14 protein-coding genes are annotated in these 15,108 nt (G+C 65.1%); 7 read left to right on the top strand and 7 right to left on the bottom strand.

Annotated features, from left to right (window positions below):
* The 3 genes from D8676_RS05595 to D8676_RS05605 form a co-directional block, all read right to left on the bottom strand.
* Entirely contained in the window at positions 1–1,374 is a 1,374-nt protein-coding gene (locus D8676_RS05595) for an aspartate aminotransferase family protein (RefSeq protein ID WP_121580423.1), read from the bottom strand.
* A 528-nt stretch (positions 1,375–1,902) separates the two neighbouring features.
* On the bottom strand, positions 1,903–3,525 hold the full coding sequence (locus D8676_RS05600) for an ABC-F family ATP-binding cassette domain-containing protein (RefSeq protein ID WP_121580424.1): 1,623 nt from the start codon (positions 3,523–3,525) through the stop codon (positions 1,903–1,905).
* A gap of 173 nt (positions 3,526–3,698) precedes the next feature.
* Positions 3,699–5,786 carry an autotransporter outer membrane beta-barrel domain-containing protein gene (locus D8676_RS05605; RefSeq protein WP_121579878.1) on the bottom strand — a complete coding sequence of 696 codons (2,088 nt, stop codon included), beginning with the start codon at positions 5,784–5,786 and terminating at the stop codon, positions 3,699–3,701.
* 240 nt (positions 5,787–6,026) lie between these two features.
* Between D8676_RS05605 and D8676_RS05610 the strand changes: the two genes are divergently transcribed.
* Together D8676_RS05610 and D8676_RS05615 are read left to right on the top strand one after the other, a co-directional pair.
* Positions 6,027–7,097 (top strand): helix-turn-helix domain-containing protein, encoded by a 1,071-nt coding sequence (locus D8676_RS05610; protein ID WP_183096995.1) that lies wholly within the window; start codon positions 6,027–6,029, stop codon positions 7,095–7,097.
* Between the two features lie 13 nt (positions 7,098–7,110).
* On the top strand, positions 7,111–7,575 hold the full coding sequence (locus D8676_RS05615; protein ID WP_121579880.1) for a hypothetical protein: 465 nt from the start codon (positions 7,111–7,113) through the stop codon (positions 7,573–7,575).
* A gap of 37 nt (positions 7,576–7,612) precedes the next feature.
* Here D8676_RS05615 and D8676_RS05620 read toward each other — a convergent pair whose 3' ends face one another.
* Positions 7,613–8,047, bottom strand: coding sequence for a MarR family transcriptional regulator (locus D8676_RS05620; protein WP_121579881.1), 435 nt, complete (start codon positions 8,045–8,047; stop codon positions 7,613–7,615).
* 72 nt (positions 8,048–8,119) lie between these two features.
* Between D8676_RS05620 and D8676_RS05625 the strand changes: the two genes are divergently transcribed.
* The gene (locus D8676_RS05625) at positions 8,120–8,584 is read left to right on the top strand and encodes a hypothetical protein (RefSeq protein WP_121579882.1); all 465 of its coding nucleotides are present in this window, start codon (positions 8,120–8,122) and stop codon (positions 8,582–8,584) included.
* On the opposite strand, the gene D8676_RS05630 is transcribed toward D8676_RS05625, so the two are convergent.
* Together D8676_RS05630 and D8676_RS05635 are read right to left on the bottom strand one after the other, a co-directional pair.
* Positions 8,581–9,552: a WD40 repeat domain-containing protein gene (locus D8676_RS05630; protein WP_121579883.1), complete on the bottom strand. Its 972-nt coding sequence runs from the start codon at positions 9,550–9,552 to the stop codon at positions 8,581–8,583. The genes D8676_RS05625 and D8676_RS05630 overlap by 4 nt on opposite strands.
* A gap of 115 nt (positions 9,553–9,667) precedes the next feature.
* Complete coding sequence (locus tag D8676_RS05635) at positions 9,668–10,693, bottom strand: GTP-binding protein (protein ID WP_121580425.1); 1,026 nt, start codon at positions 10,691–10,693, stop codon at positions 9,668–9,670.
* A gap of 172 nt (positions 10,694–10,865) precedes the next feature.
* Here D8676_RS05635 and D8676_RS05640 point away from each other — a divergent pair, with 172 nt between their 5' ends.
* Complete coding sequence (locus D8676_RS05640) at positions 10,866–12,056, top strand: NAD(P)/FAD-dependent oxidoreductase (protein WP_121579884.1); 1,191 nt, start codon at positions 10,866–10,868, stop codon at positions 12,054–12,056.
* A gap of 223 nt (positions 12,057–12,279) precedes the next feature.
* Entirely contained in the window at positions 12,280–12,750 is a 471-nt protein-coding gene (locus tag D8676_RS05645; protein ID WP_121579885.1) for a MarR family transcriptional regulator, read from the top strand.
* On the opposite strand, the gene D8676_RS05650 is transcribed toward D8676_RS05645, so the two are convergent.
* The gene (locus tag D8676_RS05650; protein WP_121579886.1) at positions 12,751–13,629 is read right to left on the bottom strand and encodes an AraC family transcriptional regulator; all 879 of its coding nucleotides are present in this window, start codon (positions 13,627–13,629) and stop codon (positions 12,751–12,753) included. It lies immediately after the preceding gene.
* Positions 13,630–13,658: 29 nt separating this feature from the next.
* On the opposite strand from D8676_RS05650, the gene D8676_RS05655 reads away from it, so the two are divergent.
* Both D8676_RS05655 and D8676_RS05660 read left to right on the top strand, forming a co-directional pair.
* Positions 13,659–14,066: a DUF2000 family protein gene (locus D8676_RS05655; RefSeq protein ID WP_121579887.1), complete on the top strand. Its 408-nt coding sequence runs from the start codon at positions 13,659–13,661 to the stop codon at positions 14,064–14,066.
* Positions 14,067–14,202: 136 nt separating this feature from the next.
* The gene (locus tag D8676_RS05660; protein ID WP_121580426.1) at positions 14,203–15,087 is read left to right on the top strand and encodes a DMT family transporter; all 885 of its coding nucleotides are present in this window, start codon (positions 14,203–14,205) and stop codon (positions 15,085–15,087) included.
* Positions 15,088–15,108: the final 21 nt, after the last annotated feature.

The following is a 15,108-nucleotide window of genomic DNA, read 5'->3' on the forward strand; positions in this document are numbered from 1 at the left end:
TCACGCCGCAAGAAGCGCCGCAACCTCGCCGAAGGCGCGAACCAGGCGGTCGACCTGGCGCCTGGTGGTGGCCGGCGAGACCAGCATCATGTTGTGGAACGGCGCGATCAGCACGCCACGGTTGACCAGCGCGACGTGGATCGCGGCCTCGAGATCGGGTGCATGCGCGGCTTCCGCCTCGCCGCCGTTCCTGAGTGGTCCCTCGGCGCAGATGAACTCGACGCGGGCGCCGACACGCGTCACGTGCCAGGGCAGGCCGTGCGATGCGATCGCGGCGGACAGTCCTGACGCGAGGCGTTCCGCGAGTTCTTCCATGTGGGCGTAGTTCGCCTCGGTCATCACCTCCTCCAGTGTTGCGCGCATGGCGGCGAACTGCAGCGGGTTGGCCGACAGTGTGGTGCCCATGCCGGAATAGCCTGATACCTTGGTCCTGTTGTAGGCGCGGTAGCGGCGGGCGAGGTCGGCGCTCATGCCCCAGACGCTCGCCGGCACGCCGCCGGCGACCGGCTTGCCGAGCACGAAGAGGTCGGGCTCCAGACCGTAACGCCGGGTGTAGCCGCCCGGGCCGGTCGAGATGGTGTGCGTCTCGTCTATGAGGAGCAGCGTGCCCGCCTTGCGGGTAAGCCGGCGAAGCGCGTCGTGGAAGCCGGGATCCGGCAGCACCATGCAGGAATTGGTCAGCACCGGCTCGGTGATGACGCAGGCGACGTCCTTGTCCGCGAGGGCCTTTTCGAGCGCGGGAATGTCGTTGAACTCGACGACCTTGGTGGCGCCGGTGAGGTCGCGGAACTCGCCGGCGAGACCGGGGCGGTTGACGGGCTTGCCGCCGACCAGCCGCACCATCGTCTCGTCGACGGAGCCGTGATAGCAGCCGTTGAAGACGAGGATCTTGGGACGGCCGGTGACGGCGCGGGCGACGCGCAGCGCAAAACGGTTGGCGTCGGTGGCGGTGGTGGCGATCTGCCATTCGGCGAGTCCGAAACGCTCCGACAGCAACCGGCCGAGCACCAGCGCGTCCGCGTCGGGCAGCATGTAGGTCAGGCCGCGGTCCGACTGCCGGCGGATGGCGCGCGCGACCGGCGGCGGCGAATGGCCGAACATCGAGCCGGTGTCGCCAAGGCAGAAATCGTCGAGGCGGATGCCGTCGATATCGAGGATCGTCGCGCCGCGCGCGCGGTCGACGACAACAGGGAAGGGCGTCGGCCAGTCGTTCATCCAGTGCATCGGCACGCCGCCGAAGAAGCCGGCGATGCCCTTGCCGAAGGCGGCTGCCGATTTCGGCCGCGCGGCGCGGAAAATTTCCGCTTCTGCGGTCCGCAGCTTCCTGATGCGGGCGAGGCCGACGCCGCCCTGGCTGTTCCCAGATGTCTTCATGATCCTGCCCGAGACGTTCATCGTTCCTAGCCGTTGGCGCGTTTTGCTGCAATCGAGGAGGGGTACCCGCGCGCTTCATCCTTGCCACGCCTGCTTTCGCATCTGGCCATTGCCTGGAAAGGTGGGAAGCGGGGCACGGGGCCTAGCCTCTCAAATGTTATACGTGGCCGGTTTCCCGCACCCCGCCGGCGTTCTTGCCCTACCTGGAGGGGACGCAGAATCGTTTCACCGCGCGACCTCGGTCAGGGCCCGGTCCTCGGGGCTCATCACCCAGCCGCGCCACCTCCGCGCGACCGAACCGGTACCGCCGCCCTCCCCTGATCCCTGGTCCGGACCAGGGTTCCCGCGAGGGCGGTGCGAGAAGTATCGCTCAGGCGAGAGAGGTGTGAATGAACAGCCGCTAAATTTTCTCGATATCTTGGAAAATCAATGGCTTGGCCGACGCATCCATCCACGCGGCATTGCACACCTCCCACGGGGGGAGATGGAGAGGCTGGACCTGCCGGGCTCGCCGCCGATGCGACGAACCTAGCTGCGCAGGCCCGGCGCCTCCTGGCCGGTGCGGGCGACATATTCGGTGTAGCCGCCGCCATAGGTGTGGACGCCGTCTTCGGTCAGCTCGAGCACGCGGTTGGAGAGCGCGGCGAGGAAGTGGCGATCGTGCGAGACGAACAGCATGGTGCCCTCATACTGCTCGAGAGCCGCGATGAGCATTTCCTTGGTCGCCATGTCGAGATGGTTGGTGGGCTCGTCCAGCACGAGGAAATTCGGCGGGTCGAACAGCATCATCGCCATCACCAGCCGCGCCTTCTCGCCGCCCGACAGCACCCGGCATTTCTTGTCGATCTCGTCGCCGGAGAAGCCGAAGCAGCCGGCCAGCGCGCGCAGCGGCGCCTGGCCTGCCTGAGGAAAGGCGTCTTCGAGCGACTGGAAGACCGTGCGTTCGCCGTCGAGCAGTTCCATGGCGTGCTGCGCGAAATAGGCCATCTTGACGCTGGGACCGCGCGACACCGAACCCTGATCCGGTTCCACTGCTCCCGTCGCGAGCTTCAGCAGGGTGGACTTGCCGGCCCCATTGACGCCCATCACGCACCAGCGCTCGCGGCGGCGCACCTGGAAATCGAGGCTGTCATAGATGCTGCGGCTGCCGTAGCGCTTGTGCACGTTCTTCAGCGTGACGATATCCTCGCCGGAGCGCGGCGCGGGCTGGAACTCGAACTTGACCGTCTGGCGGCGCTTGGGCGGCTCGACCTTGTCGATCTTCTCCAGCTTCTTGACCCGGCTCTGGACCTGGGCGGCGTGTGAGGCGCGCGCCTTGAAGCGCTCGATGAAGGCGATCTCCTTGGCCAGCATCGCCTGCTGGCGCTCGAACTGCGCCTGCATCTGCCGGTCGGCGATGGTGCGCTGCTGCTGGTAGAATTCGTAGTCGCCGGAGTAGCTGGTCAGCGAACCGCCATCGATCTCGACGATCTTGCCGACGATGCGGTTCATGAACTCGCGGTCGTGCGAGGTCATCAGCACCGCGCCGTCATAACCCTTGAGGAAGCTCTCGAGCCAGATCAGGCTTTCGAGATCGAGATGGTTGCTAGGCTCGTCGAGCAGCATGGCGTCCGGGCGCATCAGCAGGATGCGGGCGAGCGCGACGCGCATCTTCCAGCCGCCCGACAGCGCATCGACGGGACCGTCCATCATCTCCTGGCTGAAACCGAGGCCGGCCAGCACCTCGCGGGAGCGCCCGTCGAGAGCGTAGCCGTCGAGATCCTCGAACTGCGCCTGCAACTCGCCGTAGCGCTCAATGATGGCGTCCATCTCGTCGGCGCGGTCGGGGTCGGCCATGGCCGCCTCCAGCGCGCGCATCTCGCTTGCGACCGCGCTGACCGGCCCGGCGCCTTCCATCACCTCGGCGACCGCGCTGCGGCCTGCCATGTCGCCGACGTCCTGGCTGAAATAGCCGATGGTGACGCCGCGGTCGACCGACACCTGGCCTTCGTCTGGCTGCTCCTGCCCTGTCACCATGCGGAACAAGGTCGTCTTGCCGGCGCCGTTGGGGCCGACCAAGCCTACCTTCTCGCCTTTCTGGATCACGGCGGACGCCTCGATGAAGACGATCTGCTTGCCGTTCTGCTTGCTTATGCTTTCGAGACGAATCATGCCTGCCTGCGCGAAGTGCTGGAACGTTTTGCCCCGCGCCATACGCGATGAGCGGCGTCCGCGAAAGCCTGTCGCAGCGGCAGAATGGCTTGACCCTGCCAGCGATTTGCGTGCGGATGCCGGCAGGCGGCGTGCAAGTGATGGCAGGCTCTATTCGCTTACGGCGTCTTCGATCAGAACTTGAAGGCCAGACCGGCGCGTCCGGCGAAGATACTGTCGCCGTCATCCTCCAACGCGGTCTCGGCGCCCGCGAAGACCTGCGTGCTTGACGCCACCGAGAACGTCAGATCGGCGCCCAGGAAGCCGGCGACCGCGTCGTCGTTATCTTCCGGCGTCACGTTGAACGCCGTGGAGACCGCCAGAACACCGACAAGACTGTCGTCGCCGATGCTGCTTCGTCCTCTTACGCCGGCGCGGACAGCCGTCTGCCACGGGCCGGTGGAGGTTTCGCCTGACGTCCTCATCTCCAGTTGCAGCCGGCCGTTGATCAGCTCGATGTCGCGCGACTCGAGGGTGACGGCCGCCTGCGACCCTGTTTCCGTCAACTCGTCGAGGAAAAGCCCCGCGTAGCCGACGCTGGCGCTGGGCACCAGTTTCGAACTCACCCCGAAGGGCATCTCCATGCCCAGCGTCAGCTCGGGATTGACGAACCAGCCGTCGTAGCCGCCACGGGCGAACTCGACCCCGTCGAGCGCCATGTTGTTCAGGATGCGCCGCGCCGAATCGTTGTCGGTCTGTCCGGCCGTCACTATCAGATCGGCAAACGCCTGACCCCAGAAAGCGCGGCCATATGCACCCCCGAACCAGCTCTGCTGATCGATCTCGTGGTTTGGGCTTCCGAGGCTGCCATGCGCGTAACCCGCGAACAGCCCGCCGCGTGCGAACGAGGCCAACGGGGTCGAAAAGCCGGCCATGCCGCCGGCGAGCGTGTTGTCGGCCGCCGCGGGCTGGAAGGAGCCGCCGCCGTCATCGTCGGCATTGCGCTGGGCGCCGAACCCTTGAGTCCAGACATAGGTGGTCGGGTTGCCGGCCGTAAGGCGATGGTGCAGCGTCGCGTTGACTACGCCGGTCAGATCGGACAGGGCCGATGCCTCGGCCCCGAAGACCGTCGCCGCGGCGTCGAAGGTGGCGACGGTCAGCCCGCCGTTGAGAAAGGCCGTCGGCGCGCCCGATGTGTCGAGACTGTTGCGGAGCGTGGGGTCCTCGGTGAAGGTCATCAACCAGTTCTCGCCGCGCCCGAGTTTGACGGTGTTGCCTTCGCCGTCAAACTCCCCGAATTCAATCAGTCCGACGATGCGCGAGCCCTGCAGCAGGTTGAGCGTATTGTCGGTCTGCGACAGATGCACCGCCGACGAATTGAGGCCCGTGGCTACAATGGCGCCGCTGTTGGTGATGACGTTGCCGTTGAGCACGATGACGGCGTCCGAGCTTTCTCCGACCGTGGAGATGAGGCCCGAGTTGTTTATGATGTTGTCGTCGTCGACGGCGACACCCCAGGAGTAGTTGCGGGTTGTCCGGATCGTTCCGGTATTCGTGACGTTGTTTCCGTCGCCAAGATCGACAGCGGTCCGGATGGCCGTTATCTCGACAAGACCGGAGTTGACGACGGTGTTGTCGTGGTCAGCGTCTATGCCAATGCCGGTTACCGAGATGGTGCCGGTATTCGTTATGACGTTGCGGCTGCTCCCGTCGAGCCCGAACGTGTCGGTGCCCGTTCCCCGGATCTCCCCGGTATTCGTGACGATGTTGTCGTCGTCGAAAACAACCGCATGTGGCGAACCGTTTGCCAGTATCACGCCTTGATTGATGATCGTGTTCGAGTCTTCCGTCCTGATGACGTTGGCTCGTTCGGCCGACATCGTGCCGTAATTGATGATCGTGTTTTCGTCGTAGACAGAGATTGCCTGAGAGATCGCCTCCTCGGTCGCAATGACGCCGTGGTTGACGATCGTGTTGCCGTCCTCGCCATTTATGCCCCTGGCGTCTATTCCGGTGGTGGAAATGAAGCCGCGGTTGACGATCGTGCTGAAGTCGTCGGCCGCGATGCCATACTCGCTGTCGCCGGTCGTCTCGATTCTCGTGCCCGGCAGGACGGTGCAGTCCTCACCGGAGGCGATCGTCTGCGTGCCGACCGGAGATTCAGCCGGCTTAACGCTGGTCGGGCATGCCGCGGAGGCCGGCGCGGTGGCGGCGAATGAAATCACCAGGCCGGCAATCGGGAGACAGGCGACCTTGGCTGTTCGGCAGGTAAACCAGATCATATGAAGAATCCCGATTGCTGAAGAACAGGTTGCCGCCAACGCTTTCCGGACAGAGGGCATCGGAAGCGGGCGCCGCCGCGTGCGCAACCGCAGCCCCCGGTTCGCGACGACCATTACAGCGGAGATTTCCGAACAAAAGGTCGTGAATGGTCAATGAGACGCCCTGCAGGAAGAATGAGACGCCTTGCAAACCGGGAATGCCAAAGGCAGGCTGCGGCGCGATCTTGGCGGGAGGCGGTGGTGGAATCGCAGCGCGTGCAACAGGCCGTGACGCCGGCTCAATTCCGCCTGGACCTTTCGGTTGCCCCCGGTAATGCGGACGAGTTCGAACTCTGGCGCTTCGGCCTGTCGCCGCTGGTGGGGATGGAGGTTCCCGACCCGGAGGCGCGCTCCAGGTTCGCGGTGACGCTGGCGAGCTACCAGTTCGCAGATGTCGCGATCAGTTCGGGCTGCTCTTCTGCGGCTACGTACGAGCGGACTGCCCAGAGCATCGCGCGCAGCGGCCTCGACAGCATTTCCCTTATTACCTATTGCGTCGACGCGCGCCTCGACATCGAGGGGCGGGACGTCGAGCTGAAAGCCGGCGACGTTCTCTTTTTCGACCTGACCCGCCGCTGGAAGATCCGGGTTCCGGATTTCAGAAGCCACTCGATCATACTGCCGCGGGCGCTGCTTGTTCCTCTCGTTCCCGATCTCGACGACCTGCACGGGCTGATACTGCCGCGATCGAGCCCGCTCAACGCGATGCTGGCCAGCCATCTGCAGACGCTGTTTGCCGAGGCGCCTTCGTTCGGCACGCAGGATGCGTACACCGCCGCACGCGGAACGGCGGCGCTCATCGCGGCATTGGCCGGCGCGAGCACCAAGGGAGCCGGCGCGGCCGTCCGGAATGCGCCCGTCACCTCTCTCCTTGCGTTGCGGCGGACCATCGACGCCAACCTGGCAAACCCGGATCTGGGCCCGGGGTTTCTTTGCCGGCACCTCGGCATGTCTCGCGCGACGCTCTATCGCCTGTTCGATCCACTGGGCGGCGTGCGCCGCTACATCCAGCAGCGGCGGCTGATGCGCGCATATCAGGCGGTCACCGATCCGGCGCATACGGGAGATCGCGTCGGTACCATCGCCGCCCGCTGCGGCTTCAGCAGCAATTCGGTGTTCAGCCGGGCCTTTCGCGAGGCCTTCGCAATGTCGCCCACCGATTTGCGTGTTGCGCGCAGGGCCGGCGATCCAGTCGGTTTCGCCCACTCGAAGGGAGGCGATTTCATGACCATGAATCGCTGGCTTCTGGGTCTGGAGACCGCTGGCAGATAGCGAGGAGGCACCGATGCGCGCGAAACTTTTCCTGTTCCTGACGGCGCTTTCCTGTCAGCCGGCGCTGGCTTCCGGCGGCGTTAATTGTTCGGCGGATGCGGAAGGCGTGAGCTTCGAGGTCGGGGGCGGAGCCTCGCGAGGCATGGGCGCGGCACTGTTCAGCTTCGAGGGGACGCTGGCCGTCGCCGGACCGGATGTGGCGGACGATCTCGCCAAAACCAGCTTCGCGCGCGAGCATGTCGCGCAATACTGGCTGGACGGCGAGGAACTGAGGCTGCTGCTCTATCGCGAGCGGGAGGGAGACAAGCCGCACGGCTATGTCGAGCTGACGATCCGGACGAAGGCGCGGCCGGGCGACGACGGCGAAGGCATGTATGACGGCCGCTACGCGCTGACGGTGTTCGACATGACCGACGAGAATGGCGGGGAGGGCGTGACGATCAACCGCGAAGGCGAGGTCGCCTGCTCGGTCGAGTGACAACGGCCTTCTTGTTTTCCAGCAAATCCCGGATGCCTTAGTAGCGCTGCTTCAGCGCATCGATCACGCGACGGGTGAGGTCGAGGAAGACCAGCCGTTCCTCTTCGCTGAGATCGCCGAGAGCGACCCCGTTTACCGCCAGGGCGGCCGATGTCGCAGGCTCGCGCAGGGCGACGGCCTTCGGCGTCAGGTGGATGGACTGCGAGCGCCCGTCCTCGGGATGGGCGCGGCGCTCGATCAAGCGATCGCGCTCCATCCTGGTCAGCGTATTCGCCATGGTCGCCTGCTCGACGTCCAGCCGCTCGACCAACTGGCGCTGGGTGAGGCCGTCTTCTTCCCAGAGCGCAAGCAGGGTCATGAATTGTGCCGGGGCGAGGCCGAGCGGTTTTATGTTCTGCTGCAGGCCCTTGGCGAAAAGCCGGGCCATGTGGTTGGCGAGAAAGCCGGCGGAGCGGGTCTTGTCGAATGCCATGCCTAAGGAATAGCAGTTGCATAGCAAGCTATCCAATGATAAATAGCATGCTATCTAATTGGAGGCGGAGCGATGAAAACCAGGGTTCATGCCTTTGCCGGCGCGCTGGCGCTGCTGACGATCTGCATCTTCTGGAGTGCGACTGCGATCAGCGAACTGTTCGGCGACACCGCAGCGGTTGCCGCCGTGAAGAACGGCGTCCTCGCAGGCATGCTGGTGCTGATCCCGGCGATGGCCGTCGCCGGCGCGTCCGGCTTCTCGCTCGGCAAGGGATGGCGCAACCCCGCGGTGCTGCGCAAGAAGCAGCGCATGAAGATCATCGCCGCCAACGGCATCCTGATCCTCGTTCCGTCCGCTGTGTTCCTGGCGAGCAAGGCCGCGGCAGGCGCGTTCGACGCGGCATTCGTTGCCGTCCAGGCGATCGAACTGGTCGCGGGAGCGGTCAACATCACGCTGCTCTCGCTCAACATGCGCGACGGGCTGGCGCTACGCCGGAAGCCGGCGCGGCCGAAGGCTGCGAAAACGCTGCTGGCCTAACCGGTGATGTCGATGACGCCGCAGTCGCCGGTTTCGGTGCCGAAGGCGATGCGGCGTTCCTCGTCGTCCCACATCATCGAGGTGACGGCGCCCTTGCCGGGACGGCGCAACAGCACTTCCTTGGAGTCGGCGAAGCGCACGGCCATCACCATGCCGTCGTCATAGCCGATTGCCGCGACCTCCTGGCTCGGATGGCAGGCGACCACGGTCACCATGGAATTGCCGCGCGTGCCGAGTTCCAGCGGCGCCTTGCCCATCGGCCCGTCCTTGGCCTGGAACGGCCAGACGATCGCCGCCGGCGCGCCGGAACTCGCCAGCCACTTGCCCTTGACGCTCCAGGACATGCTCTTCACTTTGGCTGGATAGCCCGACATGCGCATGTGCTTGCCGTCGGCGAGCTTCCAGCCGTGCAGGGCATTCTCCTGCATGGCGGTGACGACGAAATTGCCGTCGGGCGAGAAGGTGATCGCCGTATGCGCGCCCGCCCATTCGAGCTCGGTCGGCTTGCCGTCGGTCGCCGGGAAATGCAGCGTGACGCCATTGTAGCGGGCGACGCCGAAACGCATGCCCTTGGGCGAGAAGGCGAGGCCTTCGACCGTGCGGGGGTGCTGGAATTCCTTTGTGCGGCCGTCGGAGAAACGCACGAAGGCGGAGCGGCCGGCGGCATAGGCGATCGCGGCTTGTGGGCCCGAAGCGACGCTGCTGATCCATTTGCGCCCGGCCTCGGCGAGCACTTCGGTCGTTTCGCCCGCGCTGGCGCAGACCTTGCCGTCCTCGCCGCCGGTGATCAGCCGTGTTTTCGTCTGGTCGAGCGTGGCGCAGAGCAACCCATCATGGACGGCAAGCGTCTTGTGGCCGTGGTCGAGGCGATGAATGGTGCCGTCGGCCAGCGCAAAATGCGGCACGCCGCCGAGGAAGACGGCGGCGATACAATGGCCATCGAGATCAAGCGGGGCGACGGTGGGCATGGGCTAAATTCCTGCGGCAGGGTGTGGCCGTGTTTGCGCAAAACGACGGCCTTTTCAACCGCGATCTTCCCGATGACGGGTGAAGACGACAGCAGCCCATGCAGAGAAGAGGCGGTCAAGCCGCCTGGCAGGCCTCAAAACTCTTCCTGAGGCGCTCGGCGTCGAGGTCGCGGCCGATGAAGACCAGCCGGCTCTCGTGCTTCTCGCCATCCTTCCAGGGACGCTGGTGGTCGCCTTCGATGATCATGTGCACGCCCTGGAGGACGTAGCGGTCCGGATCGTCCTTGATGGCGATGATGCCCTTGAGACGCAGGATGTTGGGGCCTTCCATCTGGGTGATCTTCTCGATCCACGGGAAGAACTTCTTGGGATCCATCTCGCCGCCGCGCAGCGACACCGACTTCACGCCGACGTCGTGGATCGCCGAGGCATGATCGTGATGGTCGTGGCCGTCATGATCATGGTGGTCGTCATGCGCCTCGAGGAAATGCGGATCGTTGTCCAGCGCCCGGCTGAGGTCGAAAGCGCCGCGGTCGAGCACTTCCGCCAGTTCGACGCCCGAACGCTCCGTGCGGTGAATCTTCGCCGCCGGATTGATGGCGCGGACCGTCGCCTCGACGGCGGCGAGTTCTTCCGGCGTCACCAGGTCGGTCTTGTTCAGGACGACGACGTCGGCGAAGGCGATCTGGTCTTCGGCCTCCTTGGAATCCTTCAGCCTGAGCGGCAGGTGTTTTGCGTCGACCAGCGCCACGACCGCGTCGAGCTTGGTCTTGGAACGCACGTCTTCGTCCATGAAAAAGGTCTGGGCGACCGGCGCGGGGTCGGCGAGGCCAGTGGTCTCGACCACGATGGCGTCGAAGCGGCCGGGGCGGCGCATGAGGCCCTCGACCACGCGGATCAGGTCGCCGCGAACGGTGCAGCAGACGCAGCCATTGTTCATCTCGTAGATTTCCTCGTCGGACTCCACGATCAGGTCGTTGTCGATGCCGATCTCGCCGAATTCGTTGACGATCACGGCGTATCGCTTGCCGTGGCTCTCCGAGAGGATACGGTTGAGCAGGGTGGTCTTGCCGGAGCCGAGATAGCCGGTGAGCACGGTCACCGGGATTTGCGCCGGGGTCTGGGTCTGCGCTTCGCTCATGGGAATGCCTCTGTCGATCAGACGCTCCATATAGTGTGGCGGGGCGGGTTTTGCACCCTGCGAATGCGATCATGCACGGGTTGGCTCGGGGTATGGGCCGGGTGGTCGAAATCGCCCGGTTCACGCGGCGCGGCCCGGCCTGTACAAGCGGCCGGTTTCAGGAGTGCTGGATTTGGATTCGATCGATGTCGTTGTCATAGGAGCCGGTGCGGCCGGCATGATGTGCGCCATCGAGGCGGGCAAGCGCGGCCGCAAGGTTCTGGTGATCGACCACGCGCCGAGCCCGGGGGAAAAGATCCGGATTTCCGGCGGAGGGCGGTGCAATTTCACCAACATCCACGCCAGTCCGAAGAACTTCATCTCCCAGAACCCGCATTTCTGCATCTCGGCGCTGAAGCGCTACACACAGCATGACTTCGTTGCCCTGGTCGAGCGGCATGGCATCGCCTTCCATGAAAAGACGCTTGGGCAACTGTTCTGCGACGGCTCGGCCATGCAGGTCATCAACATGCTGACGGGCGAGATGAAGCGGTCCGGCGCTGCGCTCAGCCTTTCGACAGCGGCCGAGCGGATCGAGAAAACGGACGGCGGCTTCGCGTTGACGCTGAGCGGCGGCGTGCCGGTGCGCTGCGCCTCGCTGGTCGTGGCGAGCGGCGGCAAGTCGATCCCCAAGATGGGGGCGACGGGGTTCGGCTATGACGTCGCGGCGCGGTTCGGCCTGCGGACCGTGGAGACGCGTCCGGCACTGGTGCCGCTGACCTTCGAGCCGAATACGCTGGAGCGGCTGCGGCCGCTGGCCGGCATCGCCGTCGACGCTGTCGTCTCCTGCGGCAAGACGCAGTTCTCGGAAGCCATGCTGTTCACCCATCGCGGCATCAGCGGTCCCGCGATCCTGCAGATCTCGTCCTACTGGCGCGAAGGTCAGGAGATCGGCATCGCCATGCTGCCGGAGGTGAATGTGTTCGAGGCGCTGCGCCAGGCGCGGGCGCAGAACGGCAAGCAGGCGGTGCAGACGGCGCTGGCCGCCTTCCTGCCGAAAAAGCTGGCCCAGACAGTCACCCAGACCCTGGGGCAGGAATTCGGCGCATCGACCTTGGCGGAAATGTCAGACAAGACCCTTCGTCGCGTCGAGGCGGCAGTCAACGGCTGGCGCATCAAGCCATCGGGATCGGAAGGCTATCGCACCGCCGAAGTGACGCTCGGCGGCGTCGACACGCGCGACCTGGATTCCCGCACCATGGAGGCCAAGGGCGTGCCCGGGCTCTATTTCATCGGCGAGGTCGTCGACGTGACGGGCTGGCTCGGCGGCTATAATTTCCAATGGGCCTGGTCGTCGGGCTGGTGTGCGGGCCAGTACGCCTAGGCGCTTCGGCTGAACCGCTTTCCAAGCCGGAATGATGGAGCCGGAACGCGTCCCCTGGACGAGAACCTTGCTGCAATTCAATTGTCATCTGGCTGTCAAATGATTCTGTCATTAGCCTTGGCGGCGACGAAGTCGCTCGCCGGCAAAGGAAATTTATGCGCAATGCTTTCCGGTGGGGGCAGTGCGCTCCAAGAGTGTGCTCCTACCGATCGAGAGGTTCAACATGGCCAAGACGAACAAGGCTGCGACGATGAGCCGGCTTCACTCGGCGGCGCGCCTGTCGCGCACTGCGCTGGCATCGAGACTGCTGGCGCATGGTTTCTATGCCGGCCAGGACCAGATCATGCTGGCGCTCAGCCACGATGACGGGCAGACGCCGGGGCAGCTCGCCATCCGGCTGGGCGTGCGCCCGCCGACGATCACCAAGACCATCAACCGCCTGCAGGCGCAGGGTTTCCTCGACAAGAAGGCCTCGAACCACGATGCGCGGCAGGCGCATATATTCCTGACCGACCCCGGTCGCGAGACGATCAAGGCGATCGAGAAATCGGTGCGCAAGACGGAGAAGCAGGCGCTGAAGGGGCTCGACAAGAAGGAGCAGAAGACGCTGGCGAAGCTTCTGCAGCGCGTCGAGGCGAACCTCTCCAGCAGCGAACTCGTCGAGATCGACGACGAGGTTGAGACGGAAGAGTAGTCAGGCGGCCGACGGAGCGGCGTTTCGGGTGAGCGCCGCCCAGCGGCCGGGCGTCATGCCGAACGCCTTCTTGAAATGCCTGTTGAAATGGCTCTGGTCGGCGAAGCCGGTCGCTGCTGCGATCTCGGCCAGCGGTTCGCCGTTCTCGATCATCCTGCGCCCGCGCTGAAGCCGGCGCATGACCAGGAAACGATGCGGGCTGGTCGAGAAGGCGGCGCGGAAATGGCGCGACAGCGCGTAGCGGTCGAGCCCGGTCACCGCTTCCAGCTCGTCCGAACGGACCGGCCGTTCGATGTTCTCCCTAAGATAGTCGCGGGCGAGATTTGCGGCCCGCCACGCCGTCCTACCGAGCGGCCGCGCCGGCTGGCCCGAATGCCTGGCGAGGCAGCGGCCAAGCTCTGCTACGAAGTCCGCCAGGAAAAGATCGTCGAGCGCCTCGTCCAGCGAGCCCAGCGCTGAAAGCAGCGTGGCGCAGAGGTCGGTGTCGCTGAGGACGGCCTCCCGCACGAAGGGCAGCGACGTATTCGCCGCTCCAAGGCATTCGGCCAGCACGTCAGGCTCGAGGTAGAGCATGCGGTAGCGCAGTCCGGCCTCGGTGCCGGCGCCGCCGTCGTGCAGTTCGTCCGGATGGAGCACGATGACCTGGCCGGGCAGGCTGCTCCGTGCGGTCCCGCGATAGCGGAAGGTCTGGACCCCGGAAAGCGTCACGCCGAGCGCATAGGTGTCGTGGCGGTGGAGATCGAAGGCCGGCCCGCTGAACCTCGCCTCGATGCGCTCGATGCCCTCGGAGGCCGGCGCCTGGAGGATCCGGTTGCCGGTTACGTCCGCGCACAAACGTCCAAGACCCTGAAAGGCTTCGCTCGATAGATCGTCCGGCATCGTCTCATCCAATCGAACGGAAAAGTGCCATGTTCGACACGAAATTTGCAATCGTCGTGCGCGACGATCTTGCCGTCTGGCAGAAGCTCAACGTGGTCGCATTCCTCGCCACCGGCGTCGCCGCGCAGTTCCCCAGCCTGATCGGCGAGCCCTACCGCGACCGCGCCGGCAACATCTACAATGCGCTTAGCATCCAGCCGGTCATCATCCTGTCCGCCGACCAGCCGACGCTGTCGGCCATCCATCGCCGTTCGCTGGAGCGGGGCGTGCAGACCTCGCTCTATGTCGAGGAGATGTTCTCGACCGGGCATGATGTCCTCAACCGCGAGGTCTTCGCCCGCTTCGCGCCTGATGACGCCAAGGTCGTCGGCATCGCGCTGCGCGCCGACAAGAAGACGGTCGACAAGATCACCAAAGGGGCACAGATGCACAAATAGCGGACCAGAGCGCCTTTTATATTGCCCGGTGGCGGAGAGTGCCGCAAAAGCAGAGCACATCCCTTTCCCGGCATCAGACGTGAACAATCCGAAAATACCAGGCGATTTCGCGACCCCGCCCGCGGCGATCATGTACATGGTCGTCGTCTACCTGTTCTTCACCTTCCTCGACACCAGCGCGAAATACCTCGTGCTTGCCGGCATCGCGCCGCTGTTCGCGGTCTGGATGCGTTACGCGTTGCATGTCGTGGTGGTGCTGTTCCTGCTGCGCGGCTGGCGGGAGCTTTGGCGCTTCCGCGCGCAGAGCCTGCCGCTGCAAGTACTGCGCAGCGGTTTCCTGTTCGGCTCGACCCTCTTCAATTTCCTCGCGCTCGAGACCCTCCAGCTTGCCGAGGCGACGTCGATCTATTTCTTCGGGCCGATGGTGATCACCGCGCTCGCCGGTCCGCTGCTCGGCGAATGGGCGGGATGGCGGCGCTGGCTGGCGATCCTCGCCGGCTTCGTCGGGGTCCTCGTCATCACACGGCCGGGCGTCGGCGTCTTCGCCATCGGGCACGTCTATGCGCTTTGTGCGATGCTCTCCAACTGCTTCTACGTAATCATGACCCGGCGGCTCGCCGCCACCGAGTCGCCGGAGAGCCTGATCCTCTATCCGGCGCTGGTTCCCGTCATCCTGCTCGCTCCGACGCTGCCCTTCACGGTCTCGTTGCCGCCGGACCTGTGGCACTGGATCATCCTCCTGTCGTTAGGCTTCTACGGCGCGCTCGGGCACTGGTTTCTCATCCGCGCCTACCGCATCGCGACGGCGTCGGCGCTGGCGCCCTATCCCTATCTGCAGATGGTGTGGATGATCGCCGCCGGCTGGCTGGTCTTCGGCCAGTTGCCGGACGGCTGGACGATCGGCGGCGCCGCCATCATCGTCGCCAGCGGGCTCTACATCGTGCATCGCGAACATCGTCTGCGCGTGCAGAACAGCGCGGCCCCGAACGCCGAGGACGAGGAACTGGCAAAAAAGCTTTGACCTCGCGGCCAAGGATGGCAT

This window comes from Mesorhizobium sp. YM1C-6-2, assembly GCF_003666685.1.
Classification (GTDB): Bacteria; Pseudomonadota; Alphaproteobacteria; order Rhizobiales; family Rhizobiaceae; genus Mesorhizobium_K.

Coding starts and splice junctions, on each gene's coding strand:
- D8676_RS05645 (WP_121579885.1), top strand. CDS start 12,280: ATGGCCAAGACGAACAAGGCTGCGACGATGAGCCGGCTTCACTCGGCG.
- D8676_RS05655 (WP_121579887.1), top strand. CDS start 13,659: ATGTTCGACACGAAATTTGCAATCGTCGTGCGCGACGATCTTGCCGTC.
- D8676_RS05630 (WP_121579883.1), bottom strand. CDS start 9,552: ATGCCCACCGTCGCCCCGCTTGATCTCGATGGCCATTGTATCGCCGCC.
- D8676_RS05615 (WP_121579880.1), top strand. CDS start 7,111: ATGCGCGCGAAACTTTTCCTGTTCCTGACGGCGCTTTCCTGTCAGCCG.
- D8676_RS05660 (WP_121580426.1), top strand. CDS start 14,203: ATGGTCGTCGTCTACCTGTTCTTCACCTTCCTCGACACCAGCGCGAAA.
- D8676_RS05600 (WP_121580424.1), bottom strand. CDS start 3,525: ATGATTCGTCTCGAAAGCATAAGCAAGCAGAACGGCAAGCAGATCGTC.
- D8676_RS05595 (WP_121580423.1), bottom strand. CDS start 1,374: ATGAAGACATCTGGGAACAGCCAGGGCGGCGTCGGCCTCGCCCGCATC.
- D8676_RS05635 (WP_121580425.1), bottom strand. CDS start 10,693: ATGAGCGAAGCGCAGACCCAGACCCCGGCGCAAATCCCGGTGACCGTG.
- D8676_RS05625 (WP_121579882.1), top strand. CDS start 8,120: ATGAAAACCAGGGTTCATGCCTTTGCCGGCGCGCTGGCGCTGCTGACG.
- D8676_RS05620 (WP_121579881.1), bottom strand. CDS start 8,047: ATGGCATTCGACAAGACCCGCTCCGCCGGCTTTCTCGCCAACCACATG.
- D8676_RS05605 (WP_121579878.1), bottom strand. CDS start 5,786: ATGATCTGGTTTACCTGCCGAACAGCCAAGGTCGCCTGTCTCCCGATT.
- D8676_RS05650 (WP_121579886.1), bottom strand. CDS start 13,629: ATGCCGGACGATCTATCGAGCGAAGCCTTTCAGGGTCTTGGACGTTTG.